Origin of the sequence: Cytobacillus firmus (assembly GCF_023612095.1) — a bacterium.
Classification (GTDB): Bacteria; Bacillota; Bacilli; order Bacillales; family Cytobacillaceae; genus Cytobacillus.
Genome location: NZ_CP086235.1, coordinates 1,333,181 through 1,359,703, shown reverse-complemented (window position 1 = coordinate 1,359,703; position 26,523 = coordinate 1,333,181). Strand labels below are relative to the sequence as shown.

Genomic DNA, 26,523 nt, shown 5'->3' with positions numbered 1-26,523 from the left:
ATCTCTGCTCCTTTGCCTGCTTGATTACTCGTTATATTCAACCAGCCGAATGACCTCTTTTCTGTCAGTCATTATCAGTTCCTCAAGATAGAAACCTGTTAAACAGGCTTTCCCGTCGGGTGAACAGCTGAGCGGCGCATTTTCCATATCTTCGAAAAGCACTTCCTTTTCACCGGTTTCACTGTCCACAGATATAAGCTGAAATCCCCCAGCATACATATCACTCTCAGCGCTATACAATGGCTGAAAAGTAATGATTCCCCGGGGAGTCCAGTCATGGTATGGCACCAGCCAATCCGAAAACCTTGTCAAATGAGGTATTGAGAATGAAGCTAGCTCTTTAAAATGATTGTCCATAAAAGTATACAGCGCCTGGTCTGATTGATCTGACGGAACAGTAATGGTCATTAGCCGGTCACTGGCAGCATCGAATTGAAAAATGTCTTCCTTAACCAGGGTCTCATTGCTTTCAGCAATAGATTGCTTAACGAGCGGTGCGAAAAGTGACGGATTATCACTGTCCCAATCTAGAAAAATAAGATGATTTGAATCCACCCATTTAGCAAAAGGCTGCCTTAAGTTTAATTCTGCTAATGTACCTTTATCGATATCTATATGGTAGGGTGTAAAATCCCAGTCTTCAGTAAATGAAGCAATAAATATAGACTCTTCATCATAAGGGTTCCACTCAACAGCAAAATCAAAGCTTGAAATATTTTCCTCCCAGACAACTTTTCCACTTGATTTTATAACCGTTAAGGCTGCTTCATAGGTTCCGGGTGATGATCGAATCAGTATGTATTTTCCGGCTGGGCTTACCGTTACAGACGCAATCGGGTGTGAGCTTTCGTAAAGAAGCTCTTGTTCACCTGAAAACAGATTATAAGCATAAACCCTGGAAGCTGCGCCATCTTTTACAGTGTAAACAATTTGATCATTGCTGAGCCAGCCATTTGCTCCCTGAAATTCCTCTTCATTAATCCGAATAGCCTTTATGTTCTTGTTTTCGGCTTCAGGTGGTGCGGAAGGCTCAGAGGCTTCATTTTCTTGATCCTGATTCTGCTCCATCTCAGCTTTCTCAGGCTGTGCACAGCCGGTTATCAGAAATAATGAAGCCAGCAAAATAAAAGATAAAAATAGAAACTTCCTTTGATATGCAGGTTGTGTGTTTACCAAATCCGCACCTCCTTTTCTCCCTAATTATAAGTACGTAAATGACATGAAAATGTTTCAATAATGGCAGAATTAATGAGTTTAACAGGAAAAAGCCGTTTTTCCGTCCTCAATTTGGAAAAGCGGCTGGTTTCCATAGAACTATTGGCATAGTGATGTTAGTATGATAGTAATTTTAATGTCTGCTTGATTAAAATACAATACAGAATCAATTTTAACGATAATTTTTTCACATATAAAGCGAGGCAAGAAAAATGCCCAGCACCTCTTCATAAATATCATCATACTGTGACAGGGGCAGCGGATTAATGCCTCTTCCCAATTCAATTGTGAATCCGGGCATCCGGAAATCCTGTATAAACCAATCCTTATAACCGGCAAAGCTATCAATGTACTGGACTGCCCTATATCCGCTGACACGCTCGAACTCTTGCGCGATTACCTCCGATTCCGGCGGCTCCATTCCCTCAAATCCCCAATAAAACTCTGCACCTTGTGTATGGAAGGCCAGCATCCGATCGAATTGATTATCTTTTGCCAGTTCCGCCATCGCTATGGCTTCCGGTTCCGTTAGTGGGGCTTCGCCAAGATAATCTCTTGGTGCCGGGCCACTTTGTTCACTTCTCTGTTTCTCAAAGTCCCATTTGGCAGGAAACTGATTATTTAAATCAACCCCTCTAATATTAGCCTTCCAGCCTGTGAAATCCGTGCTGCCCCTATTTATCGAAATAACTTCCTCTTTGACTTCCGCTGGAGGCCCGTTCAAAACCAGGTCAACCCCGTCAGGGTTCACCATTGGCACTATGGAAAGGTCAACGGAATTATACAAAGGCATTGTTGAAATTCCTCTTATCGGCCGGACATTTGTAATGGATAAAAGATAGCTGTTCAGCAAAGCCATTAATATAGGGGTCGTAATCCATTCATTCGCATGAAAGGATGCATTGATTTGCACTTTCTTATTCCCTTTTCCTAACCGTATTTCCTGAATCGGCTTTCCAAGAACACTTTGGCCAATTGTATTTACTTTTATAAACGGATAAATATCTGCCAGCAGGGAGATATCAGCTGTCAATGCTTTATAATCATAATTCCTCCTGCCTGATACAATTGGGGAAATGACGCGCCTCGGCAGTTTAATAGCCGTACCAGGGATTAGGCTGTTCGGATTAAGGGATTGATTAACCAGGAGAAGAGCATCCACAGAAAGGTTGCGTGAAGAACTAAGCTTCCAAAAGGTGTCACCTGACTTAACTGTATAATTTAGCAATGTAAAGCCGGGGATGTTAATTTCGCGGCCTATCTTTAGTGATGCAGGATTAACCCCGGGATTAGCATCTGCAATGAGATTGACTGGCATCATAAAGAGCTGACTGTAATACCATAAGGAATCTCCTGAGCGGACTTTGACTTTCATCTTTCTCCCCTTTCCATCATTTCAATTTTATGAGAAAAAGAAAAAAAGATGACTGTACAACTTTGTAAAAAATGAGCAGCTGTTATTTAAACAAGGGATTCGCTTTACCTAAACCCTTACTCTTGGAGTAAAAGAAAAAGCACCTGCACATCAGGTACTTTTCTCTCAGTCTACTTATTTTTTGCCAGCCAGGCTGCACCAATGACTCCGGCATCATTGCCCAATGTCGCAATATCAATGACTGTGGACTCCTTCACTCTTGGAAAAGCAAATTTAATGAAATTTGCAATAACCGGCTTCAGCAGTATATCTCCTGCTCTGGAAACACCACCGCCCAATACTATTTTCTCCGGATTTAACGCATTTGCAATATTTGCCAATGCCAATCCAAGGTGCATAGCTGTATCATTGACTGTCAGAAGGGATGTTTCATCCCCATTCCTTGCAGAATCAAAAACATCTTTGGCAGTAATAAACCCGTTTGCCTTGTACAATTGAGACAGAGCCCCTTCTCCGCTGGATTCCAGGTTTTCCAGAGCCTGCCGGACAATGCCTGTAGCAGATGCAATTGTTTCAAGGCAGCCCGTTTTGCCGCAATTGCACTGAGCCCCGCCAACAGGAATGGACGTTATGTGGCCTATTTCACCAGCAGCCCCGCTGACTCCCTGCACAATATCTCCGTTAGCAATTACGCCTCCGCCAACACCTGTTCCAAGTGTTACACACACCAGATCTTTAGCGCCATTTCCGGCACCCTTCCACATTTCCCCGAGAGCAGCACAGTTAGCATCATTATCAATGATGACTGGAAGTGATGTTTCCACTTCAAGAAGATCCTTCAGCGGGTAATTATCTTTCCAGCCCAAATTAACAGTGTTATATACAACACCTGTTGCCAGATTTACTGGACCCGGCGCCCCCATGCCAATGCCAATAATTTTATCCTTGCTTAAATCCAATTCCTCTAACTTATGATCGATGGCTTTAGCTATATTTATAGTAATATTTTTTCCTTCTTCATTATTATCCGTGGGAATTTCCCATTTGTGAATTATTTCCCCATAGTAGTTAATAAAAGCAAGCTTTGTTGTTGTTCCGCCTAAATCTACCCCTACCAGCCATTTTTCCGCCAAGCTCCATCACCTTTTCTTTCTATTTATTCTCTTTAAGATTCTGAATTTCAGTCCGCAGAATCAAGATGCTGCACTGATAATCTTTTACATCAATAAGCTGGGAATCATATAACTCTGTTAATTCAGCAGCCATAAGCTCCAAATCAGCTTCCCGATCCCCTATGTAGATGATAGTTCCATATTTCTTTAGAAACTGCTGTATATCATAAATGGTTTTCATTCTGTACCTCTGCTTTATTGATAAGTTTATACCACATTAAAGTATAATCTAAAATCCCCCCCTTCTCAAGACAGAGAAGGAAGGGATTTAGTTCAGCGGTCCGGATCCTTTGGATGCAGAAAACGCGGCCGCCTGTTCTTCAGTGGTATTGGTGACCTTAGCAATACATCCCTGAATGCTCTCAGATTGAAAGGGATGAATGGCCATAAATAGGGAACCCCAAAAGATTTCATTCTTGCAAGCATGATAATCATCAGCAGAATGCCAACTACATATCCATAGGTATGGAAAATACTAGTCGATATCAGCAGACCGATTCTTATCAGCCTGTTTGCCAGGCTCATTTCATAGCTTGGGGTTGCAAATGTTCCAATTGCCGCTATCGCTAAATAAAGTATGACTTCATTTATAAACAATCCCACTTCAACTGCTACCTGACCAATCATTAGGGCCGCCACGAGTCCCAATGCAGTGGCCAGGGCGGAAGGAGTATGGATTGCAGCCATCCTAAGAATATCAAGACCAAGCTCTATCATCAGGAACTGAACGACTAATGGCAGCTCTCCCGTGTCATTGGGCCCGATATAGGATAATGCATCAGGAAGCAGCTGCGGCTCTATCGCAAATAAATACCATAATGGCAAAAGGAAAATGGAAGCCCATACAGCTAAAAATCGGACAAATCGCAAATAAGCGCCTACAAGCGGCTTATTCCTGTACTCCTCAGCATGCTGCAGATGATGCCAGAAGGTTGTAGGTGTTATAATAACACTTGGCGAACCATCGACGATGATGCAGACGTGGCCTTCATAAAGATGGGTTGCTGCCGTATCAGGCCTTTCGGTATACCTTACCATGGGATATGGATTCCAATGCCGGCCTGAAATGAATTCCTCTATTGATTTTTCAGCCATCGGCAATCCATCAGTATCAATTTTAGAGATAGACTCCTTTATCTTCTTCACCATATCCGGATCGGCAATGTCTTCAATATAACTGACAACAACATCTGTCTTGGAACGCCTGCCCACCTGCATATATTCCATGCGCAGTGTTCTGTCCCTAATTCTTCTCCTCGTTAAAGCTGTATTAAAAACGAGTGTTTCTACAAACCCATCCCTTGAGCCGCGGACAACACGTTCAATATCAGGCTCCTGAGGGCCTCTTACCGGATATGTACGTGCATCAATGAGGATTACTTCATCGATGCCATCCACGACTAGAGCAGTCGGCCCTGCCAGCACCATATCCACCACTTTATCCAGGTCATCAGTTGTTTCAACTTCAACGTATGGTATATACGTTTTTATCAGTCTGGAAAGTGTATCTCCTTCCAGCTGGGCTGCATCCAGGCCGGCAAGCATTTTCATCAGATAGTGCAGGATGTCATCTTTTACAAAGCCGTCTACCAGATATAAAGCCATTTCCCTTTCAGCATATTCAACATCAAGCTGAATCACATCGAAGCTTTTGTCAACTCCCAGAGCATCTCTAAGATATTCAATATTATCTTTCAGAGAAACCTTTACAGGCTCTCTTCTCGCTTTCTCCAAAATCCCCACCTCAGCATTCTGTTCCATTCTTTTCCTTGCATACTATTCAACATCATTGACATGCAAAAAAAAAATCATACCAATGAATGGCATGATTCGTAAAAATTGCAGGGAAATGCAGCAGTTATTTCCCGGGCAGTAAGCTGAAAATTCTGTCATCATTACTCTATTTGATTTAACAGCTTTTGATACTCCTCCTGATCCGGCTGAAGATTAGCGGCCTTTTGTGCATGATTCCTTGCTTTTTCCGGCTGCTTTTCTTCTAAATAGATTAATGCAAGATTATAATGTGCTTCATGAAAAGAAGCATCTTCCTTAATTACATGAAGCAGGTGCTCTTCTGCTTCTTTTAATCTCCCCACTTTTATTTCAGTATAGGATAATAAAAAATAGACTTCCGGTGAAGCATTCCTTTCTTCAATAAAATCAGCAAGCATTAAACGAGCCTTTTCAAACTCTTCACCATTGATATGTTCCTCGGCCATTACCATAGCAGTTTGTTCATTTAATAGTCTTCCCGGTTCATTGAATCCGTACTTCATCAAGCCGGCTGCCAGACAGAATGATCCAGCTAAAAACAGCAGCTGAAGCAATGGCTTTTTCTTCTTGGGAAAATGCACAATGCCAGTAGCAAGAAATCCGCCAATCAGCCCTCCTATATGTCCGGCATTATCAATTCCCGGGATGGTAAATCCAAATGCAAGATTGATTCCTAATACAACAAGAATATTAAAACCCATCGTCCGGAAGAAAAGGCCTGGATAAATGAGCCCAAAATATAAAAGCGCCCCAAAGCAGCCAAAAATAGCCCCGCTGGCCCCTGCTGAAAGTGAGGGGCTAAAAACAAAACTGGCTAATGTTCCGCCAAATCCAGCCATCAAATAGATAAATAGGAATCTTAAATTTCCATACACACGTTCCACTGCAGATCCAAGATAAAATAAGGCAAGTGTATTCATTAATAAATGCAGCAGCCCAATGTGAAGAACAATCGGGGTCAAAAACCTCCACCATTCCCCATCGAGAATCAATGGATTAAATTTAGCCCCATACTTAATTAACGTCGAGGTATCTGTACTGCCGCCCATTGCTTCCAAAAGTAAAAAAACAGCAACTTGAATAACCATAAATATATACGTGAAAAAAGGCTTCCCAAAATTGAACATTTCCTTTTCTTTTTTTGCTGTTTTTACCGCTTTAGAAAGAGCAGTATGCTTCAGGGCATCGGCATCCATTTCCGTATAATTTCCTGCCGGAAGAGTTAACGGTTTTTCGAAAATTTCTTCAACCGCATGCAGACTTTCCGGTTTGCCGGATTCAATGATCATGGTTTGGACAGAGGCTTTCCCGTTTTCAGGAATAAAGGGGTCTGAGATGCGGAATTCATAGTCATCAACAGGCAGGTACGCAGATACATAGATATTTAAGACCGGCATTTCCCTTTTTCCAAGCTGCTTCCTGACCGATTCAGCTTTTTCGGCAGTCACTTCAATATCCCGCTGCATCCAATTGCTCCAGTCAAGGTCATATTTTAAGAGCCTGATTGCCTTTATGTTTTTATCCTCCATCCTTTCAAGCCATAATTCATCCTGATCTCCAGATAACTGAATCATTCTGTACCCGTGGTCAGATATGAAATAATCCGCAAGTTTCCAAAATACATAATCCTCTTGAACGGCCACTTCTTCCCCCACTCTCTATATGTTGCATTAATTACTATACTTTATTTAACTATAGGCAAAAAAGAAACCTTTTGTAAAAGGAAAAGCATCTAAAGATACCGGCAAAATAAAAAGACCTATTACGGTCTTTTTACTTCAAGATTGCCGCCCTTCCGATGGCCCGGAAGAGAAGACAGAGCTCATCATCCTGTCGCGGACAAGCGGAAAACTCATGACTGAAGTAACCAGCAGCTTCCGCAGAAAGACATTCCCAAACATAACATTAATCAATCGATAACGGTTATGATAGGCAAAATAAGTACCAAGCCCAATCATAAAAATAGATAGTAATCGAGACATTGAATTCCCTCCTCTTCCTTATTGTGAGAAGAGGGAATAATTTTTATCCATTCTCTAAAACAAAAATATATTGATGCACTAATCCATCAATATAGGATCCATCGTTTTCTTGAGAACATTTACTGAATGGTTAAACTGATTCTTCTCTTCGGTATTTAGGTGAAGTTCAACAATATCACGAATGCCATTTCTATTGACTATAGCAGGCACCCCAATATAAACATCCTCATGACCATATTCCCCATCTAAATATGCTGACACCGTAAGGACGGAATTTTCGTTCTGGAGGATGGCTTTCGTCAGTCTGACCAGGCCCATGGCTATTCCATAATAAGTCGCACCTTTTCTCTCGATAATATGATAAGCTGCATCTCTGACATTTAGGAATAACCCATTAAGATCTTCCTGCCTATAGTTCTCTTCTTTCTTCATCCAGTCTTCAATGCTTTTCCCTGCAATATCAGCATGGCTCCATACAGGCAATTCAGTATCTCCGTGTTCGCCTATAATATAAGCATGGACATTTCTCGTATCGACCTTGAAATATTCACCCAGCAAGAATCTGAATCTGGCCGTATCCAATATCGTTCCGGATCCGATTACTCTTTCTTTTGGAAGCCCGGAGTATTTCCAGACAGCATACGTGAGAATATCCACTGGATTTGTCGCAACCAGAAAAATGCCATCAAAACCGCTTTTCATGACATGATCAACTATTCCTTTAAAGATTTTAGAATTTTTTTCCACAAGGTCCAGGCGGGTCTCCCCGGGTTTTTGATTCGCTCCAGCAGTAATAACAACCAAATCAGCATCTTTGCAATCGGAATAATCTCCAAACCAGATCGATGTTGGGGAAGGGGCAAAGGGCATGCCGTGATTTAAGTCCATGGCATCTCCTTCAGATTTATCCTTATTTAAATCAATCAGCACCAGTTCTTCTGTAACACCCTGATTTAATAGTGCAAACGCATAGCTTGATCCAACGAAGCCAGTTCCGATCAGCACCACTCTGTTTACCCGACTTTTCATAATAACTCCCCTTTACTTAATTGTAGAGAACAGCAAAGTACCTTTATGCCAATAAGATATATAGAAGCATTCCCACCGAGGCAGAAGCTAAACCTGAAAAAAAATTAACAAAATCATTATCTGCAAAATACCAGCCTTTTACCAAAGAGGCCGGCTGCCCGCAATGTTCGGCTGTTTCCACGTTTGAACTGCATACATGGCACTTGTATTCAGCTTGGAGAAAAGCACCCAATACAGAATCAATCAAATTCCCTGCAAACCCAAGAACTCCAATCAGTAAAACCTCATAAATTGAAATGTCAAACAGCACATTAGATAGGAGGGCTATTATAAAAGACCCTGACACAGCAGCAAGCGTGCCCAGAGAGCTGACAGCACCGGAAGTACCCGTTTCGATTGTCCTCCAGGTTTTCAGAGAAATGGGGGCTTTTTGACTTAATGAGCCAATTTCTGATGCCCATGTATCCGAGTTTGCTGCAGCCAGTCCGATAAGAAACATTATCAGCCAAACCTGTGATGGATCCAGCAGATAAAATATGCTGGCAATAGCGGATATGCCTCCATTGGCAGCAACCTGCTGCCAATCCCTTCTTGATCCTTTTGCATGCTTATTTTCGAATTCCTTTTTTTTATGGCTTTTAAATTTTGACCAGAAGCTTGAACTTGCAAAAAAGAACCCCAGGACAAGAAGGCCATAAAAACCAAATCCCCAGCCTGCTGCCGCACCCACAATGAATGCCGCTATACTGCCTGAAAAGGTCAGTAATCGGAAATAATATCCGGCCAGGGATGTGATCAATATAAATATAATAATAGCAATGGATTCAAGCATCACCGGATGCCCACACCTGCTGATCGGTAATAATCATTTCCACCGGCTTGTCATGGTTTTCCACTTGAAAACGGGTTATAACCTGCATTTCAAAAGCTAGTGAAACCGTTCTTCCTTTATAATTCTCGAGAAAACGATCATAATATCCTCCACCAAACCCAAGCCGGAAGCCGTTTTTCATGTATGCCAGTCCGGGAACGATTAGAGTATCGATTTCTTCACAGCTGACTTCATCCGTTTTTTCCGGATTTGGCTCCCATAATCCATAATATACTGACTCCAAATCCATGAAGCTTTTCAATTCACGAAACTCCATTTGCTTTGATTGAGGTATGCACTTCGGGACAACAACCCTTTTCCCTTCACTCCAGGCCCTTCTGATGATCTGCCATGTATCAGCCTCAGGCACCTTTGAAACCGTTATTCCTATTGTTTTGGCCTGGCTCCATAAAGGGCTGCTATAAAGGCTTGTGGCAATCTGATAGGATAGCTGTTCATACTCAGGCTTGCTCAATTCCTTCATCCGATCCTGCATTTGCTTCCTAAGAACCTTTTTATCGATTTCCATATAAAAACCTCCAGTTTTTGCAAACAATAATTTATCCAGAAAAGGAAAGGATACCCATAAAAAAAGTCAACAAAAAAAGCAGTAGGAATGATCCTACCACTTATTTTGTTTCGCGATGTGCAGTCGAACGCTTGTCTCTTGGGCAATATTTTTTAAGCTCAAGACGATCTGGATTATTTCGTTTATTTTTTTTAGAAATATAGTTACGATCTCCACATTCTGTGCAAGCTAACGTAATGTTTACACGCATGTAATTTCCCTCCAAACTATGTTCAAACTAGTTCGTTCATACGACTTTTCTATAATATCATTTTTTAAATCGAAATGCTAGTACGTTTTTTTAAAAGTATCCTCTTTACCATTGTCTATCAGCAGGCTGTTATACTGAAGCGTTTCTGATTTGCTGTTTCCGCAGATAATCCATGACTCCGCTTCTGCTGTTCCTCTGCCATTAAATACTGCATTAAGTGCGAAAATGCTTATTGCATTGCCTTGGGCCATAGGGTGGTATTTTAATGTTCCCTTCTTTTTGCAGTTCCATATTTGGTCACTAAAAATGTTCCAATATGGCTGAATCGTACACTCTTCCATTTTTTTGCCGTAAAGCTTGCCGTTAACTAAAAACAGCTTGGAATCGGCCATATGAAAGATGACATTTTCTGCGGGGGAAATGAAAGAAAGGTGTTCACGGGAAGAAAACTCATGTCTGTGCTGCAATAAAAGCTTAATGGTTCTAGGCTCGTCCGCATGATTCGTAATATAGCATCTAAAATAGGAAATTTTAGAGTGGATTTTTTCTGTCTTAATTTGAACAGAAATATTTTCATCAGGAAACATTTCTTTACTGACACTTTCCATCCAGTAAGTTTTCCCGTCTATCCATAAGCCGGGAATCATCCTCAATTTCCCAATCGGCGCTTTCTCCATTTCTTCATAAACATCAGATTGAATCCAATTTAATGTATTCATCTTTATGCACCTTTTTCTATAATATTTTTTAACTTCATTTTAATGGCAGGTAAAATAAAATACATCACACCAGATCTTCAAGCTTCCGGCTAATCCGTGTTTCTTGAAATACTCTATTTGTTTCATCAGCAATGCGTCTCCAGCAGAATAGGCTTTCTGCGACCTTTTTACCTTGTTTGCCAATAGTATCGGCGGCATTAGGGTTCTCAAGGAGAGCGGAAACCTGCTCTGCAAAGCTGTATGGATCACCAGGGACCATGAACAGCCCGGAATATTCATGTTTAACGATTCCCTTTAATCCTCCTGTATTGGATACGATCGCCGGCTTTCCGGTGATCATTGCTTCGAGGGCTACAATGCCAAATGGCTCATAATAACTTGGAAAAACAGCCATTGCGCATTTCTGGAAGAGAGCTAATCTTTGCATGTCATTTATAAATCCCGGAAAAAGTATGACATCATCAACCTTCAGTTCTCTTGCTTTTTTTCTGTGTGCTTCAAGCATAGGACCCTTGCCGGCAACGATTATATAAGCATCCTGATACTTTTCTTTTATTATAGGCGCTGCCTCGATTAAGGTTTCAAACCCTTTCTCCCTCACCATCCGTCCAATGGAGAATATCAGCCTTCCGCCTTTTTTCACCGGAAGCCCTTCCAATATGCTGTCTGGATCATCAAGAAGTGTCTCTTTGCTGATTCCGTTTGCGATAACAGCAATTTTTTCTCTGGCAATTGAAAATTGCTGAAGTACTTCTTCCTTCATATATTCACTGCAGACAATAACCTGATCTGATCCGATGATCAGCTGCTCTTCTTTCGTATGGATAAATTTCTGCAATTCTGTGTAAATTCCATTATTCCTTCCATATTCTGTTGCATGTATAGTTGTAATTAAAGGACAGTGCAAGCTCTCCTTTAAGGACAGGCCGCATGCACCTACAAGCCAGTCATGTGCATGAATGATTTCAAAGTGGTGGAAGGATGACAGTTCCATGGCTTTTTGCTCCATCGCCAAATTTAGTCCCAAAATCCAGTGCAGAAAGTTAGGATCTTTTTCATTTAGCGGCTTAACCCGGTGGATATAGATACCGTTTATATGTTCGCAGCTGGAAAGATTGCCGGGATTAGCAGTCAGTATATGAACCTCATAATCCTGTTTTAATCCTCCTGCGAGTCCATACACATGCCTTGATAAACCGCCTACTACATGGGGAGGATACTCCCACGTAAGAAGAAGGATTTTAGGTTTACCATTAATGAAACTATTATTATTTAGTTCTGAAGCTACCGGTTCCATCATTCTTTACCTTCTCCTTCACTCACTGATTCATAATAGGTGTATGTACTCACATTTACCGTCCATGCAGGCTGAACCTCAGATTCTTTTTTTCCTTGGTAAGGAGAACCCTCAGAAGTATACAGTGCTTCTGAACGCAGTAACGGGATGAAATGATTATCTGTTATTTTAATGCCCAGCTCAACACAATATACTTTGCCGGGTTTGAGCCCTTTAAAGGTCCATTCAGAATGATCGGACAGGATAACTTCATGGTCACAGACCCCATTGGCTCCGTCAAAAATAACCCCGGTAACATCATAGATTCTTAAAGATTTTCTCAAGGAGGATACAGTCTTGTCCAAGTATAGGGATAGCATCTTCACCTTCTGAGCAGACAACTTCCAGGATACTTTTGCCTTATCATCGCTTGAGCGTGTTAATGTCAAATGATCTTTCGATTGATTTTGCACGATATTTTCTTCAGATATTACTTTTTCCCCTAAAGACTCCCCGCTGTCGCGTTTCACTTTATTTTGGATAAGTTTGGTCCACTGGTATTGTACTTTTCCTACGGTTGTATCAAGCTTACTGGCGATTTTACGGAATGACAGCCCCCTGCGGCGAAGCTTAATAATCTCATCTATCATGACGGCACCTCTTGCAATTATTTTCATAGAGTAAGGGTTCTATATGACAAAAAGCAAAATTTTATGACTATTTATATAACTCAATGTTATCACTGATATTGATAGCCTACAATGAACGGAAATTGTCGCTTCTTGCGAAAGCACATGCCTTCCCGGTTTTAAATAAGAAAAATTTTTTAAACGTTTGCCGAGCTTCTGATTCGACAGAGCTTCTCCGACAAGAATCTTTAAATTTCACCTGTTTATGGATTATATATCGAAATTTGTCAATTTTGATGGTAAAATATTTCTGTGCAATGAATCAGAGGTGACTTTTATTGGAATCAATCTTACTGGCATTATTGATCTTATCTATAGGGCTATTTATTCTTTCAGTGTTTTTGAGAGATCCTTATAAAGAGCTGCGCGATGAAATGGATCAAATGTCCATGCAGCAAATCCAGGAAATGTATCAAATTAAAAAGAAATTAAAAGTATTGGAAGAAGAACTGCTCGTAGCGGATGAACCCTTTACTCAGCACGTTCCTGCAGAGCCTTCTATTCATTCTGCAGAAAAAAGGGAAGTTCATGAAATAATAAAAAATCAGGTGATGCTGCTTTCCAGGCAAGGGCTTTCAGTAGAACAAATTGCTAGACAATCTTCACTCTCTCCTGATGAAGTAAGGACCATTCAAACGGAAATGAAATTTAGGGGCCATAGCTATGAATAAAAGAAATATCAGGGCATTTGCATTTGGCATCCTTATTGCTGTCATAGCCTTTGGCACAGCCTACTTCCTGAATAAACCGGAGCAAACTGAAAATAGAACAATCGATGAAAACAGTGCAAAAAAATTCTTGCAGACAAACGGCTACACTGTATTAACAAATGAAGAATATACTCTACTACAGCAGACGGACGCTAAAGACGAAACCGAGAATAAGGAAGTAAAAGAAGAACCTGCTGAGGAAAATACGGAGCAGAAAGAAGAGTCTCAGAAAGTCTATCAGCTAACCATTGAGAGCGGCATGACACCCGGGGAAATCGCGTTAATCCTTGAAAAAGCAAGTGTAATTGACCAGGCAGCAGACTTCGGCAATTACATGGAGGAATACGGGTACAGCCAGAAAATACAGCTGGGCACATTTGAACTGAACCATAATATGAGCTATAAAGAAATTGCTAAGATCATAACAAAAAGCTAAAAGGTTAAGATTCCTTTTAGCTTTTTTTACTTTATAGCTCCTGTGCTGCAAGGCGTTTCCGCTTTTCTTGTCTAGCTCTAGCGCTACAAGGCGTTTCTGCTTTTCTTGTTAATTATTTAAATCATACTGGCGTCCTTTAACCAAATAAAAAATATGTTCCGAAATATTCGTAACATGGTCAGCTGCTCTTTCTAAATAACGGCAAATAAATGAAAGCTGGGTGATCTGCGGCAGGTATTCCGGTTTCTGCAGATTAATTTGCAGCAGCTCTTTAATAGTTTCACCATAGAGGTCATCGACCTGATCATCCATATCGGCAACTTTTTTGGCCTTTGCAGTATCTTCTTCAGTGAAAGCTTCCAGTGATAGACGCAGCATTTCAGTTGAAATTTCATACATTTTCTTTATATGTTCAATCGGCTTAATTAGCGGCTCTGACCCAATCCGTATGGTGGACTTTGCAATATTCACTCCAAAGTCTGCAATTCTTTCGATGTCTGTTGCGATTTTTATAGCCACAATGATGCGGCGGAGGTCAATAGCCACTGGCTGCTGTTTTGCAATTAGGAGAATGGCTAAATCATTTATTTCCTCATACAGAATATCAGCCTGATTGTCGTCATCAATGATTTCAAGTGCCAATTCAATGTTTTGGGTTTCAAGTGCTTCAACTGATCTATGCAAGGCCTCTATTGCAAAATTGCCAATTTCTATAAGCATTTTTTGAAGCTCCTGAAGATCATAGTCAAACCTTTCACGTACTGCCATCATTGTAATCCCCCTTCATCCACATAATAATGCCTGTATTCTTTCATAATCATTCGATTAACCGAATCGTCCAGTGATATAATCTTCAGTCCGCTTATCTGAAGGGGTAGAAAATATCTTATCCGTATCAGCAAACTCGATTACTTCACCATTTAAGAAGAAAGCTGTTTTATCAGAAATACGTGCTGCCTGCTGCATATTATGAGTAACGATGATAATACTGAATTCTTCCTTAAGCTCCTGCACCAGCTCCTCTACTTTTAACGTAGAGATAGGGTCAAGTGCAGATGTAGGCTCATCCATTAAGATGACATCCGGTTCAATTGCAAGACAGCGTGCAATGCAAAGTCGCTGCTGCTGCCCACCGGATAGGCCATACGCATTCTGATTCAGACGATCTTTAACTTCGTCCCAGATGGCGGCCCCCCTCAAACTTTTCTCAACAATCTCATCAAGGATCTTTTTATCGCGGATACCATGAATTTTCGGTCCATATGCTACATTTTCATAAATGGACTTTGGAAATGGATTGGGCTTTTGAAAAACCATCCCTACATTTGTTCTTAAATCCTCCACTTTAAATGATTTATCAAGAATATTTCGCTCCCGGTATAAGATTTCTCCGGAAATTCTTACTGAAGGCACAAGTTCAACCATGCGGTTCAGCGTTTTAATATATGTGGACTTACCGCATCCTGATGGTCCGATAATTGCCGTTACTTCATTTTCATTGATGGCTAAATTTATATTTTTTAAAGCATGGCCTTCACCATACCAAAGATTTAGATCTTTGGTATTATAAACAACTTTTTTGTTTTCTGCTGAATTTGGAGCTATGCTTTCTTTTTTTACATTTGGATTTGTTTTTTCTGTCACTACAGGCATTTTAGAAAACCTCCCGGGCTAATATCTTTTTTGGAACTTGTTCCGAATTAAGATGGCTATTGAGTTCATCGCGAATAACACAATTAGTAATATCACAATTGTTGCAGCTGCCAGGTTTGCATATTCTGCTACTAGTGCAGAGTCGATGGTCCAATAATAAATCTGTACCGGCAGGATCGTAAATTTATCAAAGATTCCATCAGGAACGGGAATTAACAAAGCTGGTATTCCGATAACAACCAATGGCGCTGTTTCGCCTATTGCCCGCGATAGTGCAAGAATAACCCCCGTAAGGATTCCAGGTAATGCTGCAGGAAGTACTACATTTTTAATCGTTTGCCACTTTGTCGCTCCCATTCCGTAAGATGCCTCTCTTAGAAATTGGGGAACAGCACGGATTGCTTCCTGGCTGGCAACTACTACAACAGGAAGAACCAGCAGTGCCATCGTTAGTCCTCCTGCGAGAACTACAGAACCCAGATCTAATGTTCTTGCAAAAACAGTTAATCCAAGGATTCCAAAAACAACTGACGGAACGCCCGCCAGGTTGGAGATGTTCGTTTTAATAAATGAAGAAACACGGCCCTTGGCTGCATATTCTTCGAGGTAAATTGCTGTGCCTACTCCAAGAATCATCGTTACTGGAGCAACTACAAGCATCAGCCAAAATGTTCCTGTTATGGCTCCCCAGATTCCAGCCCTTTTAGGATCTGTTGATAAGCGATTCATCAGAAAATCCATGTTGATCCAGCTTAAACTATCAGCGAGGACCCGGTAGATTAATACAATTAATACAACCATGCCGAATAAAGTGGCCAAAAAGAATAGTGTTTTAGCCATGTTATTGGCAAGCAGGCGGCTGCCCATTTTTTTATGCACTTGTTCTGTATCTACATATTTCATTAATATTCCTCCCTGAACCTGCGAGAGATATACTGAGCAAGAAGGTTCATTATTAAGGTAAACACAAACAATGTCATTGCAACAGCGTAAAGGCTATAGTATAAGGTTGTTCCTGCGGCTGCTTCCCCGCCTGTTACTTCCACAATATAAGCAGTCATAGTCTGCATGGATTGTGTAACATCAAAAGTGAAATTTTTCGAACTTCCGCTCGCAATAGTGACGATCATCGTTTCCCCGATTGCTCTGGAAATTCCTAACACAAACGAAGCAATGATACCCGAAATGGCTGCTGGTACAACCACTTTCCAGGTTACCTCAAGCTTTGTTGCCCCCAGTGCAAGAGCACCCTCCCTCATCGCATTTGGGACAGAACTCATTGCATCTTCAGAAAGGGAAGCTACCATTGGGATAATCATGATTCCCATTACAATCCCGGGGCTTAATATATTTGTTGGTTCAAGACCAGGAATAAAAGATCTTAGTAAAGGTGTTACAAAGGTAAAAGCAAAAAATCCATAAACAATGGTAGGAATACCTGCCAGGATTTCAAGAAGAGGCTTTAAGGCCTTTCGTGTTCTTTCTGATGCGTATTCACTTAAAAATATGGCTGTCATCAGTCCCACTGGAATAGCAACCAGCATAGCTATTGAAGTCGAAATAATTGTTCCCGTCAGCAAGGGCAGAACACCAAAGACAGCATTTTCTCCTAAAGGCTTTAACTCCGTGCCTGTAAAGAAATCTATAAAAGGAACGTCTTTAAAAAAGGCGATTGTTTCCGTAATTAAGGTTAGTACAATTCCAATAGTAGTAAAAACAGAAATTGCAGCTATTCCAAATAAAATTTTCGGTATTAATTTTTCTGTGTAATTATTGACACTTCGAGTTTTTTTCTTTTGCTGAATGATTTCTCGTACATTCAGCTTTTTTTTATCGTATTCAACAGCACTTTTAGCCAAGTGTAAAACCCCTTTCAGCACTCTCATCCAAAGAGAACTCTTTACATGCACATCATAAGAAGATGAGAAGGCAAAATTCTCATCTTCCCATGGCAAAACTTATTCTTATTTCAATCCGTTCAAAGCATCCAGAGAAGCCTGGACATCTTCATCTGATAATGGTGCGAATCCTGTTTCTGCTGCAATATCCTGTGCATTTTTCATTGTATAGATAGCATAGTCCAGTACCTGCGGCTTTTCTTTCGCCATATTAGTATTCAGGTATGTGAACACAGGGCGAGTAAATGGAGCATAATCCCCGTCTTCCTTGATTGTATCTAATGATGGCTCAACAGGTCCGCTGCCAAAGTCAACTTTTACTGCAGACAATTTGTCTTTGTTGCTGTCATAGTAACCATAGCCAAAGAATCCGATAGCATTTTTATCTTTAGATACAAGATCCACTAAAGTTGAGTAATCCTGCTGCAAGTTGATATTTTCAGGAAGATCCTGTTCTTCGAGAATATTTTCAAACATAAATTCGTAAGTGCCGTGGTTTTCATTTGGACCATATGTCTGAATTTCTTCATCCGGGAAATCAGGGCGAACATCTGACCATTTTTTCTTTCCTGCACTTGCAAGGAAGATATCAACAACTTCCTGCTGTGTAAGCTCTTTAGCCCAGTCATTTTCTTTGTTAATTACGATTGTAATACCGTCTAAAGCAACCTTCATTTCCTGTACATCAATTCCAAGCTCTTCTGCTTGTGCCTTTTCTTCATCTTTAATTGATCGGGAAGCATCATTAAAGTCAGTTCCGTCTTCGGCAAGGAATTTCTTAAAGCCGGCTGATGTTCCGGAGCGGCTTACTTCTACAGAGACATTTTCCTGTTCACCCATATAATTTTCAGCCATGCGTGCCATGAATGGATAAACTGTTCCAGAACCGTCTATAACCACGCTGCCCTCCAGCTCTTCACTGTTATCTCCATTGGCGCTGGTGCCTTCTTCGCCTCCGCATGCTGCAGTGAATGCCATTACGGCTGATAGCATTAGTAATAGGCTCATTTTTTTAAGACGTTTCATTCCTGAATTCCCCCTAAGAAATTTGGTTGTTTTGTCCTACGCATTTAGAATAAGGGTTGACTGTTAACCCGGTTTTAACTAATTGTAAAGCTTTTGTAAATGTCAGCAATTCTTGTGTAAATATGTCGAATTAGAGGTACAACGTTAAATTTAGATATCAAAGATACTAAGACAAAAAAAACTGTCTCCCGATTAAATAGGGAGACAGTTCATCAAGCTTATTCATTTTCTTCATTTTCTTTGCGGGCATCTTCCTGCCCTTCAATTACTTCATCAATATTTTCCACTTTTTGAACAGACTCTTTGCTGTCGCTGCCTTTCTTATGACGCTCCTTTTTAAGCTCAAAGTAGGCATCCAGGACACGTTCACCAATTTTTTTATTCGCTCCGTGATCCACGCTTCCCTGATAAGCCCATGGAACTAAAACTGCCATGGCAACCTCGGGATTTTCTGATGGTGCAAAGCTAACAAGGCTAAGATTCATGACCTCAGGAGGCTCTTTTCCGAATTTGCTGCGTTCGGGTCCGTCATAAAAGGCCTCTGCTGTACCTGTCTTGCCCGCTGGTTTATACTCTTTGCCCCCAAAATAGGAATAACCTGTACCGCCTTTTTCCTGCATGACTCTGCGGAAGCCTTCCTGGACACGGTCCATCCAGCCATCTTCCAGTTCTACTCTATTTAGAACCTTTGGCTCCATTTCCTGAACAATAGGGCCAAGTTCATTATTTTCCATTAATGGTTCCCGGATTTCCTTTACCATATGAGGCTCCATCCTATTGCCGCCATTGGCAATGACAGAAACATATTGGGCAAGCTGCATATTGGAATAGGTGTCGTACTGTCCAATCGAAAGGTCAAGCATGAAACCAGGCAATGTACTCATTCCTTTAAAGCCTGTTTGCTCATTTGGCAAATCAATTCCCGTCCGAACACCAAGACCGAATTGGGCGAAGGATTCCCTTACCGTACTAAAAGCCTTTTTATCTATCCATAATGGCTTCTCAAATTCATATTTGCCCCCGCCTATCCTGATGACAGTTTCAAACATGTAAACGTTGGAGGAGAATTTAAGTGCATTAATATCATTTAAAGGGCCGAAATTTCTCCAGGATTTTTTTACAGGTGTTCCTTTAATTTTTAAAGGACGATCATAAAAAACAGTTCCGGGATTAATAGCCCCCGTTTTATAGCCGGTAAGTATTGTAGCACCCTTAACAGCTGAGCCGACATTATAAGTAGTTGTAATGTTGCCTAATGCATCATCCTGCATTTCAGATTGGCCTGTATCTTTATCCTTCACAATCTTTTTGCCGGCCATTGAAAGAACCTCTCCGGTATGCGGATCCATCAGCACTACATAAGCCCTGTCCAATAATGCAGTTCCAGAAGATGCCTTGGCTTTACGTAATTCCTCTTCAATGATTTTCTCAACTTCCTTCTGAAGATCCATATCAATGCTCAGCACAAGGTCCTTGCCTCTTTGACCATCTGTAATGGGAATAGTTTCAAGTACATTCCCGGCTTTGTCCGTAATATTTTTCACTTTTGCTTTTTGGCCGTGAAGCACTTCTTCGTACTGCATCTCGATATAACTCTTCCCTACACGGTCATTACGGCTATAGTCACGTGCCATGTAGTATTCAATCTGTTCAGCCGGAAGACCTTCATCAGAGCTTGTTACTTTTCCTAGGACTGATTTTAAAGTATCTCCAAAGGCATAATATCTTTCCCAGTCGGTTGTTGTATCAACACCTGGTAAAACCTGCAGATTTTCACTGACAACTGCAAATTCCTCAGGTGTTACTTTTTTGTTCTTAACAATCTGCGGTGTTAAAGCATATCCGCTTGTAAATTCTCTGTATATAGCAAGGACTTCAAGATCGTCTTTTGTCAATTCACTTAATTCCTCTTCTGTAATCCGATCCAAAGTGAGCTGATAAATGGCCTTATCCAGCTCCTTGTCCTTACCCTCATACTTCTTTTCAAGTTCATCTTTATCTTTTTTAGTAACCTTTTTTTCTGCCTTTTCAGGATTCTTCATGATCCAGTAATCTTTCTTATCCCGTTCCTGGACCTTTTTGGTATCTTTTTCTATCAGCTTGGCCAGCCTTTCTGACACCTCAAGCATTTCATCTTGCTTATAGCCATTATTAGTAAAAGTGATGGCATTTTGCGGGGTATTATCGACAATCACCTGTCCATTTCTGTCAAACATCTTACCTCTTGGCACAGGGCTGTTGACTGTAACATCTTCCGTTCTTTCAATCTCACGCTTATAATCATCGCCATAAACAATCTGAACCATCCCAAGCCGGAGGATCAGCATAGAAAATAATAAAAACACAGCAAAGAAGAGCATATTCAGACGAAATGGAACATGGGTCTTCTTTTTCTTCCTATTCAAATTACGCACACTTCCTTTAAAAAGTCTCATAGTCCCATTCTAAAAGAAAATAACAATAAATTCTATAAAGAACCCTTTTTCGACAAAGATAATTTTATTGGTAAAAAAAAGAGAGAGGATTTCCTCTCTCATGCAGACTGAAATTGAATTTTTCTGACGAAAAAATAAATGATGGAATGCCCGGCTCCTATTATCAGGAGAAGAATAGGGATGCTTTTTTCTTCCTGAAAAAAAGTGACCGCAGCTAAAAAACCTAAAATCGATACTATACGGCCTGCATTTAAAAAGATTTCCCTGACGACAATATACTCAATCCTCATCTCCGCAGCCTTCCAGCCTCTGCCAATGACATCATAGGTTAATGAGATATAAGGCACCAGGAGGAGAGGATAAGCTACAGCAATCGCAGCAGCATACATCAGCAGCTTAGGATAGGTGACATCAGAAACGATAAAAAATATGGCCGCATACAGTACCAATCCGCCGATCAGTATGGCTCTTTTCCGATACTCCTTTTTTAAAAGTCTTGACACAAGGTAATACCCTAAAAAAGATATACTTGAGTTGACCAAACCGTATGTACCAAGAGCCAGTTCACTGCCAGTTGAAATAAATACATAAACTGATATGACAAAAATAAAGGTTCCTTCTCTGAGCCCCTGAAAAAAGTGGGCATTGGTAATCATGCGCCAATTCAGGCTGTTTTTTCGTTCTGCAAGGATTCTTCTAAATAAATACCTTCCATCGGCAGGCCGCCTTTTAAGAAAAAAGCTTAAAAAAACTGCTATTGAAAAAAGAGTCAGGGAGATTCCGAAAATAACGGAATAACCGGTGAACTTTTCCATCCTTGAAATAATGAAACCCGCTGCTATTGGTCCAATCATACCCCCAACGGATGTTAGTATTCCAAGGAAGCCATTAAAGAAATCCCGATTCTCCGGCTCAGTTATTTCAAAAGTGAGTACATTGAAAGCAAGCCAGTAGAACCCGTACCCTACCCCCAGCAGAGCCCCAAGAAGCAATAAGAAATTCGAGGCGTTTGTTCCTATAAACAGTACGGTCAGATAAAAAAGGGCTAAAAAAATCACACCGATTCTCAGTACAATGACACGATCAATCTTCTTCGCCCATCTCCCCGCCAGAATAAAAGTCAAAGGCTGCAGAACAACGATGGCCAGGTTATACAAAGCCAGATCACTGAACTCACCAGACTGCTTCCAGAGATAGATATTAACAAACGTGTTTGAAAGGGCAGCACTTAATGAATAGAGCCCGCCAATAAATAATAGCAATGTTAAATCTTTTGTTAAATCGACATCACCGATCAGTTTTTTAAATTTGCTCATAAAAAAACTCCCCTTTGGTTCTAAGGGTAGTCTCCTACAAAGCCAGTGCGGTTATGCAATGATTTAGAAATTTGCACAAGAACCGCCGTAAATTCAATGTGAAAAAGAAAAACACGGCAGATATAATCTGCCGTGCTCTGTTTGTTTTATTATTTTGCAGCGCTGTAACGCTTAGTTACCTCATCCCAGTTAACAACATTCCAGAAAGAATTGATGTATTCAGGACGGCGGTTTTGGTACTTTAAGTAGTAAGCATGCTCCCAAACGTCAAGGCCAAGGATTGGAGTCTTGCCTTCCATTAATGGTGAATCCTGATTAGGTGTGCTTGTTACTTCAAGTTCACCATTGTTTACTACAAGCCATGCCCAGCCTGAACCAAAGCGAGTTGTAGCTGCCTTAGCGAACTCTTCTTTAAAGCTGTCATAGCTTCCGAATTTGCTGCTAATGGCATCTGCTAATTCACCTGTTGGCTCTCCTCCGCCATTTGGAGAAATGATCTGCCAGAAAAGAGAATGGTTTGCATGACCGCCGCCGTTGTTGCGTACAGCAGTACGGGCAGCTTCAGGAACAGCATCCAGGTTGGATACCACTTCTTCAACAGTTTTAGAAAGAAGCTCTTCGTTTCCTTCTAAAGCATTGTTAAGGTTTGTTACATAAGTATTGTGATGCTTTGTATGGTGGATATTCATCGTTTCTTTGTCGATGTTTGGCTCCAATGCATCGTAAGCGTAAGGTAATTGCGGTAATTCGAATGCCATAATAAAATTCCTCCCTATGTATCTGTTTTTGTCAGCCCCTGAAACAATTCAATCATTTATAAAATTCAGATTTTATAATGTTTCTAAGGTCTTTAGATTAAGATTACCAAAGTTGGATTTTTGTTTCAAACAAAATGCTTTGCTACATATATACATTATCCAAATTAGGTTTTTTTAATCCGCAGGAGCTTGCTTATTTATAGAACCACAAAAAGAAAATAAATAATCATAACTCCCTGGATTACCGCTTTGGCTGCTGCACTGCTGACAAATCCGATTACAGATCCAAATCCAATTTTTAATGCATCATTAAAGTTTGTCCTGTTAACTGCTAGTTCAGCAATAACCGCTCCGAGAAATGGGCCAATCAGGATTCCCAGTACAGGTATGACAAATGGGCCAGCTAAAAGGCCAATTGTACTTCCCCATACACCAGCTTTAGAACCGCCATATTTTTTCACGCCAATCATATTGGCTACGTAGTCAGCTCCAAACAGAAGAAGAACAAACAGCCCCTGAATCGTCCAAAATAGCCAATTAAACGGTTCAAAAGAAAAAAGAATTCCATAAAGGATAAAACCGCCCAGCAAAAACAGCACACTTGGTATAATTGGAAAAACCAGACCCGCAAAAGCGATAATAAACAACAGAATAATCAGTGACCAATAAACTATCTCCAATATCAGCACCTCTTTATTAAAGTAAAATAAGCAAGGGATTATCCCTTGCTTATTTTACCACTTATTCTTCCCCTAAAACAGCTTCAGCAATATTCACAGCGTGATCACCGATACGCTCCAGGTTGCTGACAATGTCAACATACACAATGCCGGCCTGTCCAGTGCAGACTCCTTCATTCAATCGAAGGATGTGCTGTTTGCGGAGCTTTCTTTCCATCTTGTCAATCTCTTCTTCTTTCTTTACAACATGTTCTGCAGCAATTTTATCATTATGATCCAGTGCCTGCATGGCTTCTTTCACGGTGGAAATGGTTAATTTGAACATTTGCTCCAGATCGGCCATGGCTGAATCAGTAATGGACACTTTATTTGCCTGTTTATAATCAATAAGCTCTATTACATTTTCGAAATGGTCACCGATACGCTCAATATCTCTTACCGTATCCATCAGCATTGTGTGCTCAGCAGATTCATTTGCAGAAAGTGAACTTGTAGAGAGCTTAATTAAATAATCTGTAATTTTACGGTCAAGGTTATTAATTGCATCTTCTAGCTGGTATGCAGTATCGGAATGTTTTTGATTGCCTGTTTTTAAATACTGAACCGTTTCTTCAAGTCCGCGTACAGAGAATGTTCCCATACGGAGCACTTCTTCCTTAGCTTGTCCAAGTGCAATCGATGGGGACTGTTCAATAAACATAGGATCCAAATGCTTTGCTTTATAATCTGTAACCGCATCTTCACCCGGAATGAGCTTTGTCACAATCCACGCCAGGACAGCTACAAATGGAAGCTGAATAAGAGTATTAGATGTATTAAAAATTCCATGTGCAAAAGCAATTGTCATTTCAGGATTCAGATCCATTTTACCCTGAAGTGTTTCAACTAAGAATGTAAAAGGCTTTAATAAAATCAGGAAAATGGTTGTACCAACTAAGTTAAACAGTACGTGTACAGCGGCAGCTCTTCTTGCAGCAACGGACGCTCCAATAGCAGCTAAAACAGCTGTAATGGTTGTACCAATATTATCTCCAAACAGAACCGGCAGTGCAGCATCCAAATTGATCAGTTCTTCAGAAAATAAGCCCTGAAGAATACCGATTGTTGCACTCGAGCTCTGAACGATTACGGTAAATACTGTTCCTACAACAACACCCAGAACTGGATTTGAACTCATGCTGACCGTCAAGTCATGGAAGGATTCCAATGTACGAAGAGGCTTCATTCCTCCGCTCATTAATTCCAGCCCATAGAATAATGCACCAAAGCCAAAAACAATTTGCCCGATATTGTGGATTTTCTGTTTCTTGAAGAAAAATAGTAATACAGATCCCACCGCAATAATTGGCAAAGCGTATTCACCAACATCTATTCCAATGATGAAGGCAGTAATAGTGGTCCCTATATTAGCCCCCATGATTACCCCAATTGCCTGGCGCAGCGTCATAAAACCTGCTGAAACCAAGCCAACAGTAATTACTGTGGTTGCTGAACTGCTTTGAATCAGCATCGTTACGAGCATCCCAGCCAAAACACCCATGATTGGATTTGTAGTAAAACGATCTAATAAATCCCTCAGCCGATCCCCCGCTGATTTTTGGAGCCCATCCCCCATGAACTTGATTCCATAAAGAAAGATACCAAGTCCTCCAAAAAATTCAAAAAGCATTTGCTGAACATTAAGTTCCACAATTATTCAACCCCTATATTTTATTCGACATGTTTCATCAAACCCCATACAATTATTAATGATATTCAAGCAAAAAGTAAATATAATAAGAGCCGAATTTACAATACCTTAACATTCCCCTCTAATATTACAATCTCATTACAAGCAGAAAAAGCTATTGCTTTTATACCAATGGAGTGTATCACTTGTAACATCTTGGTATTTGGCTAAAATAAGAATGTGAATCTCAAAAAGGGTGTGTGCAAATGAATATTTTTGTTCAGTTTTATAAAAGCTTATTTTCTCCTAAAGATATAGCTTTATTTCGTCAACAGGGAATAGGCAAGACTATTTTGTATGTGTTTTTCCTTACCCTTCTGTCAGTTTTGCCAACCGTATATTATTCCGGGACAGGAATCATTAATGCAATAAATGCCATTGATGAAACCATTGACAATCAATTACCCCATTTTGAAATAATAGATGGACAGCTTCACACAGATGAAAAGGCACCAGTCACCATCAGCAAGAACGACTTTACAATCATTGTTGATTCAACAGGTGCAGTTGACCCTTCAGTTCTAACCGAAAGCGGCAATACGATTGCTTTATTAACAAATGAAATCTATATACGTGCAGAAGGACAGGAACAGACATATCCCTACTCGATGCTGTCGGGCGGCACAATTTCCAAAAGGGATCTTTCCGAGTTCCTTGCTTCTGCAGAATCCCTTATGCCGATTATTATTCCCTTAATAGGGATTGTCATTTATATTTTTGCAGCGGGCATTCGATTTATTGAGATATCCCTGCTAGCACTGGCAGGCCTTCTAATTAAAAAAGTTCTTGCCAAAAAATTGGAATACCGGCAGTTATGGCGTATGTCCGCCTACAGCATTACTTTGCCGACCATTTTCTTTGCTATTATGTCAGCCCTGCAAACCACCGTGCAAAACGGGGCTATTATTAACTGGCTTGTTTCCCTTATTATTCTTCTGCTGGCCATTAAGGAAGTTCCTGCTCATAACCCCAAATAAAACGTGCACCCAGCACGTTTTTTAT

General features: G+C 40.6%; 26 protein-coding genes and 1 pseudogene. 3 read left to right on the top strand and 24 right to left on the bottom strand.

Annotated features, from left to right (window positions below; genetic code table 11):
* Positions 1-24: 24 nt before the first annotated feature.
* The 14 genes from LLY41_RS06795 to LLY41_RS06730 all read right to left on the bottom strand — a co-directional run bounded on the left by LLY41_RS06795 (position 25) and on the right by LLY41_RS06730 (position 12,841).
* Positions 25-1,176: a YqgU-like beta propeller domain-containing protein gene (locus LLY41_RS06795; protein WP_286137482.1), complete on the bottom strand. Its 1,152-nt coding sequence runs from the start codon at positions 1,174-1,176 to the stop codon at positions 25-27.
* Positions 1,177-1,402: 226 nt separating this feature from the next.
* On the bottom strand, positions 1,403-2,590 hold the full coding sequence (locus LLY41_RS06790) for a M14 family metallopeptidase (protein ID WP_095245695.1): 1,188 nt from the start codon (positions 2,588-2,590) through the stop codon (positions 1,403-1,405).
* A gap of 170 nt (positions 2,591-2,760) precedes the next feature.
* Complete coding sequence (locus LLY41_RS06785) at positions 2,761-3,723, bottom strand: ROK family glucokinase (RefSeq protein ID WP_095245694.1); 963 nt, start codon at positions 3,721-3,723, stop codon at positions 2,761-2,763.
* A 19-nt stretch (positions 3,724-3,742) separates the two neighbouring features.
* Positions 3,743-3,943, bottom strand: a complete 201-nt coding sequence (locus tag LLY41_RS06780) for a YqgQ family protein (protein WP_095245693.1) — start codon at positions 3,941-3,943, stop codon at positions 3,743-3,745.
* Positions 3,944-4,035: 92 nt separating this feature from the next.
* Positions 4,036-5,523, bottom strand: coding sequence for a spore germination protein (locus LLY41_RS06775; RefSeq protein WP_370460244.1), 1,488 nt, complete (start codon positions 5,521-5,523; stop codon positions 4,036-4,038).
* Between the two features lie 134 nt (positions 5,524-5,657).
* On the bottom strand, positions 5,658-7,178 hold the full coding sequence (locus LLY41_RS06770) for a rhomboid family intramembrane serine protease (RefSeq protein WP_095245692.1): 1,521 nt from the start codon (positions 7,176-7,178) through the stop codon (positions 5,658-5,660).
* 135 nt (positions 7,179-7,313) lie between these two features.
* Positions 7,314-7,517: a hypothetical protein gene (locus LLY41_RS06765; RefSeq protein WP_048008275.1), complete on the bottom strand. Its 204-nt coding sequence runs from the start codon at positions 7,515-7,517 to the stop codon at positions 7,314-7,316.
* Between the two features lie 78 nt (positions 7,518-7,595).
* Positions 7,596-8,546: an L-lactate dehydrogenase gene (locus LLY41_RS06760; RefSeq protein ID WP_304587245.1), complete on the bottom strand. Its 951-nt coding sequence runs from the start codon at positions 8,544-8,546 to the stop codon at positions 7,596-7,598.
* A gap of 43 nt (positions 8,547-8,589) precedes the next feature.
* Positions 8,590-9,378: a DUF92 domain-containing protein gene (locus tag LLY41_RS06755; RefSeq protein ID WP_304588013.1), complete on the bottom strand. Its 789-nt coding sequence runs from the start codon at positions 9,376-9,378 to the stop codon at positions 8,590-8,592.
* Positions 9,371-9,946, bottom strand: coding sequence for a 5-formyltetrahydrofolate cyclo-ligase (locus LLY41_RS06750; protein WP_304587243.1), 576 nt, complete (start codon positions 9,944-9,946; stop codon positions 9,371-9,373). Before LLY41_RS06750 ends, LLY41_RS06755 begins: the two co-directional genes overlap by 8 nt.
* A gap of 100 nt (positions 9,947-10,046) precedes the next feature.
* The gene (gene rpmG, locus LLY41_RS06745) at positions 10,047-10,196 is read right to left on the bottom strand and encodes a 50S ribosomal protein L33 (RefSeq protein ID WP_053434400.1); all 150 of its coding nucleotides are present in this window, start codon (positions 10,194-10,196) and stop codon (positions 10,047-10,049) included.
* Positions 10,197-10,273: 77 nt separating this feature from the next.
* Positions 10,274-10,915: a hypothetical protein gene (locus LLY41_RS06740; protein WP_095245688.1), complete on the bottom strand. Its 642-nt coding sequence runs from the start codon at positions 10,913-10,915 to the stop codon at positions 10,274-10,276.
* Positions 10,916-10,979: 64 nt separating this feature from the next.
* Complete coding sequence (locus LLY41_RS06735) at positions 10,980-12,215, bottom strand: glycosyltransferase family 4 protein (RefSeq protein ID WP_304587241.1); 1,236 nt, start codon at positions 12,213-12,215, stop codon at positions 10,980-10,982.
* Positions 12,212-12,841: a DUF4912 domain-containing protein gene (locus tag LLY41_RS06730; RefSeq protein ID WP_286137481.1), complete on the bottom strand. Its 630-nt coding sequence runs from the start codon at positions 12,839-12,841 to the stop codon at positions 12,212-12,214. Before LLY41_RS06730 ends, LLY41_RS06735 begins: the two co-directional genes overlap by 4 nt.
* Before the next feature lie 317 nt (positions 12,842-13,158).
* Between LLY41_RS06730 and LLY41_RS06725 the strand changes: the two genes are divergently transcribed.
* Together LLY41_RS06725 and LLY41_RS06720 are read left to right on the top strand one after the other, a co-directional pair.
* Positions 13,159-13,551, top strand: a complete 393-nt coding sequence (locus LLY41_RS06725; protein ID WP_095245686.1) for a hypothetical protein — start codon at positions 13,159-13,161, stop codon at positions 13,549-13,551.
* A complete protein-coding gene (locus tag LLY41_RS06720; protein WP_095245685.1) occupies positions 13,544-14,026 on the top strand; it encodes an MltG/YceG/YrrL family protein in 483 nt (160 codons plus the stop codon). Before LLY41_RS06725 ends, LLY41_RS06720 begins: the two co-directional genes overlap by 8 nt.
* A gap of 108 nt (positions 14,027-14,134) precedes the next feature.
* Here the strand turns inward: LLY41_RS06720 and phoU are convergent, their stop codons facing one another.
* From phoU to LLY41_RS06670, 10 genes and pseudogenes are all read right to left on the bottom strand, one after another.
* Positions 14,135-14,794 (bottom strand): phosphate signaling complex protein PhoU, encoded by a 660-nt coding sequence (gene phoU, locus LLY41_RS06715; RefSeq protein WP_048011127.1) that lies wholly within the window; start codon positions 14,792-14,794, stop codon positions 14,135-14,137.
* A gap of 57 nt (positions 14,795-14,851) precedes the next feature.
* Positions 14,852-15,607: pseudogene (gene pstB, locus LLY41_RS06710) on the bottom strand (phosphate ABC transporter ATP-binding protein PstB); the annotation flags it as partial.
* Positions 15,608-15,697: 90 nt separating this feature from the next.
* Positions 15,698-16,582, bottom strand: coding sequence for a phosphate ABC transporter permease PstA (gene pstA / locus LLY41_RS06705; protein ID WP_304587238.1), 885 nt, complete (start codon positions 16,580-16,582; stop codon positions 15,698-15,700).
* Positions 16,582-17,565, bottom strand: a complete 984-nt coding sequence (gene pstC, locus LLY41_RS06700) for a phosphate ABC transporter permease subunit PstC (RefSeq protein WP_370460243.1) — start codon at positions 17,563-17,565, stop codon at positions 16,582-16,584. Before pstC ends, pstA begins: the two co-directional genes overlap by 1 nt.
* A 78-nt stretch (positions 17,566-17,643) precedes the next feature.
* A complete protein-coding gene (locus tag LLY41_RS06695; protein WP_076258032.1) occupies positions 17,644-18,603 on the bottom strand; it encodes a PstS family phosphate ABC transporter substrate-binding protein in 960 nt (319 codons plus the stop codon).
* Between the two features lie 218 nt (positions 18,604-18,821).
* Positions 18,822-21,008 carry a peptidoglycan D,D-transpeptidase FtsI family protein gene (locus tag LLY41_RS06690; RefSeq protein ID WP_304587234.1) on the bottom strand — a complete coding sequence of 729 codons (2,187 nt, stop codon included), beginning with the start codon at positions 21,006-21,008 and terminating at the stop codon, positions 18,822-18,824.
* A 128-nt stretch (positions 21,009-21,136) separates the two neighbouring features.
* Complete coding sequence (locus LLY41_RS06685) at positions 21,137-22,354, bottom strand: MFS transporter (protein ID WP_095245681.1); 1,218 nt, start codon at positions 22,352-22,354, stop codon at positions 21,137-21,139.
* A 149-nt stretch (positions 22,355-22,503) separates the two neighbouring features.
* Positions 22,504-23,112 (bottom strand): superoxide dismutase, encoded by a 609-nt coding sequence (locus LLY41_RS06680; RefSeq protein ID WP_095245680.1) that lies wholly within the window; start codon positions 23,110-23,112, stop codon positions 22,504-22,506.
* Positions 23,113-23,309: 197 nt separating this feature from the next.
* Positions 23,310-23,792, bottom strand: coding sequence for a DUF456 domain-containing protein (locus LLY41_RS06675; RefSeq protein ID WP_095245679.1), 483 nt, complete (start codon positions 23,790-23,792; stop codon positions 23,310-23,312).
* Positions 23,793-23,853: 61 nt separating this feature from the next.
* The gene (locus tag LLY41_RS06670) at positions 23,854-25,461 is read right to left on the bottom strand and encodes a Na/Pi cotransporter family protein (RefSeq protein ID WP_370460325.1); all 1,608 of its coding nucleotides are present in this window, start codon (positions 25,459-25,461) and stop codon (positions 23,854-23,856) included.
* A gap of 266 nt (positions 25,462-25,727) precedes the next feature.
* On the opposite strand from LLY41_RS06670, the gene LLY41_RS06665 reads away from it, so the two are divergent.
* Positions 25,728-26,498: a DUF1189 domain-containing protein gene (locus tag LLY41_RS06665; RefSeq protein ID WP_304587229.1), complete on the top strand. Its 771-nt coding sequence runs from the start codon at positions 25,728-25,730 to the stop codon at positions 26,496-26,498.
* The last annotated feature ends 25 nt before the right edge of the window (positions 26,499-26,523 follow it).

Bases quoted from the DNA above. Each gene is read 5' to 3' on its own strand.
- LLY41_RS06790 (WP_095245695.1), bottom strand. From the start codon at position 2,590: ATGAAAGTCAAAGTCCGCTCAGGAGATTCCTTATGGTATTACAGTCAG.
- LLY41_RS06780 (WP_095245693.1), bottom strand. From the start codon at position 3,943: ATGAAAACCATTTATGATATACAGCAGTTTCTAAAGAAATATGGAACT.
- LLY41_RS06775 (WP_370460244.1), bottom strand. From the start codon at position 5,523: ATGGAACAGAATGCTGAGGTGGGGATTTTGGAGAAAGCGAGAAGAGAG.
- LLY41_RS06765 (WP_048008275.1), bottom strand. From the start codon at position 7,517: ATGTCTCGATTACTATCTATTTTTATGATTGGGCTTGGTACTTATTTT.
- LLY41_RS06760 (WP_304587245.1), bottom strand. From the start codon at position 8,546: ATGAAAAGTCGGGTAAACAGAGTGGTGCTGATCGGAACTGGCTTCGTT.
- LLY41_RS06755 (WP_304588013.1), bottom strand. From the start codon at position 9,378: ATGCTTGAATCCATTGCTATTATTATATTTATATTGATCACATCCCTG.
- LLY41_RS06750 (WP_304587243.1), bottom strand. From the start codon at position 9,946: ATGGAAATCGATAAAAAGGTTCTTAGGAAGCAAATGCAGGATCGGATG.
- rpmG (WP_053434400.1), bottom strand. From the start codon at position 10,196: ATGCGTGTAAACATTACGTTAGCTTGCACAGAATGTGGAGATCGTAAC.
- LLY41_RS06740 (WP_095245688.1), bottom strand. From the start codon at position 10,915: ATGAATACATTAAATTGGATTCAATCTGATGTTTATGAAGAAATGGAG.
- LLY41_RS06735 (WP_304587241.1), bottom strand. From the start codon at position 12,215: ATGATGGAACCGGTAGCTTCAGAACTAAATAATAATAGTTTCATTAAT.
- LLY41_RS06730 (WP_286137481.1), bottom strand. From the start codon at position 12,841: ATGATAGATGAGATTATTAAGCTTCGCCGCAGGGGGCTGTCATTCCGT.
- LLY41_RS06720 (WP_095245685.1), top strand. From the start codon at position 13,544: ATGAATAAAAGAAATATCAGGGCATTTGCATTTGGCATCCTTATTGCT.
- phoU (WP_048011127.1), bottom strand. From the start codon at position 14,794: ATGGCAGTACGTGAAAGGTTTGACTATGATCTTCAGGAGCTTCAAAAA.
- pstA (WP_304587238.1), bottom strand. From the start codon at position 16,582: ATGAAATATGTAGATACAGAACAAGTGCATAAAAAAATGGGCAGCCGC.
- pstC (WP_370460243.1), bottom strand. From the start codon at position 17,565: ATGAGAGTGCTGAAAGGGGTTTTACACTTGGCTAAAAGTGCTGTTGAA.
- LLY41_RS06695 (WP_076258032.1), bottom strand. From the start codon at position 18,603: ATGAAACGTCTTAAAAAAATGAGCCTATTACTAATGCTATCAGCCGTA.
- LLY41_RS06685 (WP_095245681.1), bottom strand. From the start codon at position 22,354: ATGAGCAAATTTAAAAAACTGATCGGTGATGTCGATTTAACAAAAGAT.
- LLY41_RS06680 (WP_095245680.1), bottom strand. From the start codon at position 23,112: ATGGCATTCGAATTACCGCAATTACCTTACGCTTACGATGCATTGGAG.
- LLY41_RS06670 (WP_370460325.1), bottom strand. From the start codon at position 25,461: ATGCTTTTTGAATTTTTTGGAGGACTTGGTATCTTTCTTTATGGAATC.
- LLY41_RS06665 (WP_304587229.1), top strand. From the start codon at position 25,728: ATGAATATTTTTGTTCAGTTTTATAAAAGCTTATTTTCTCCTAAAGAT.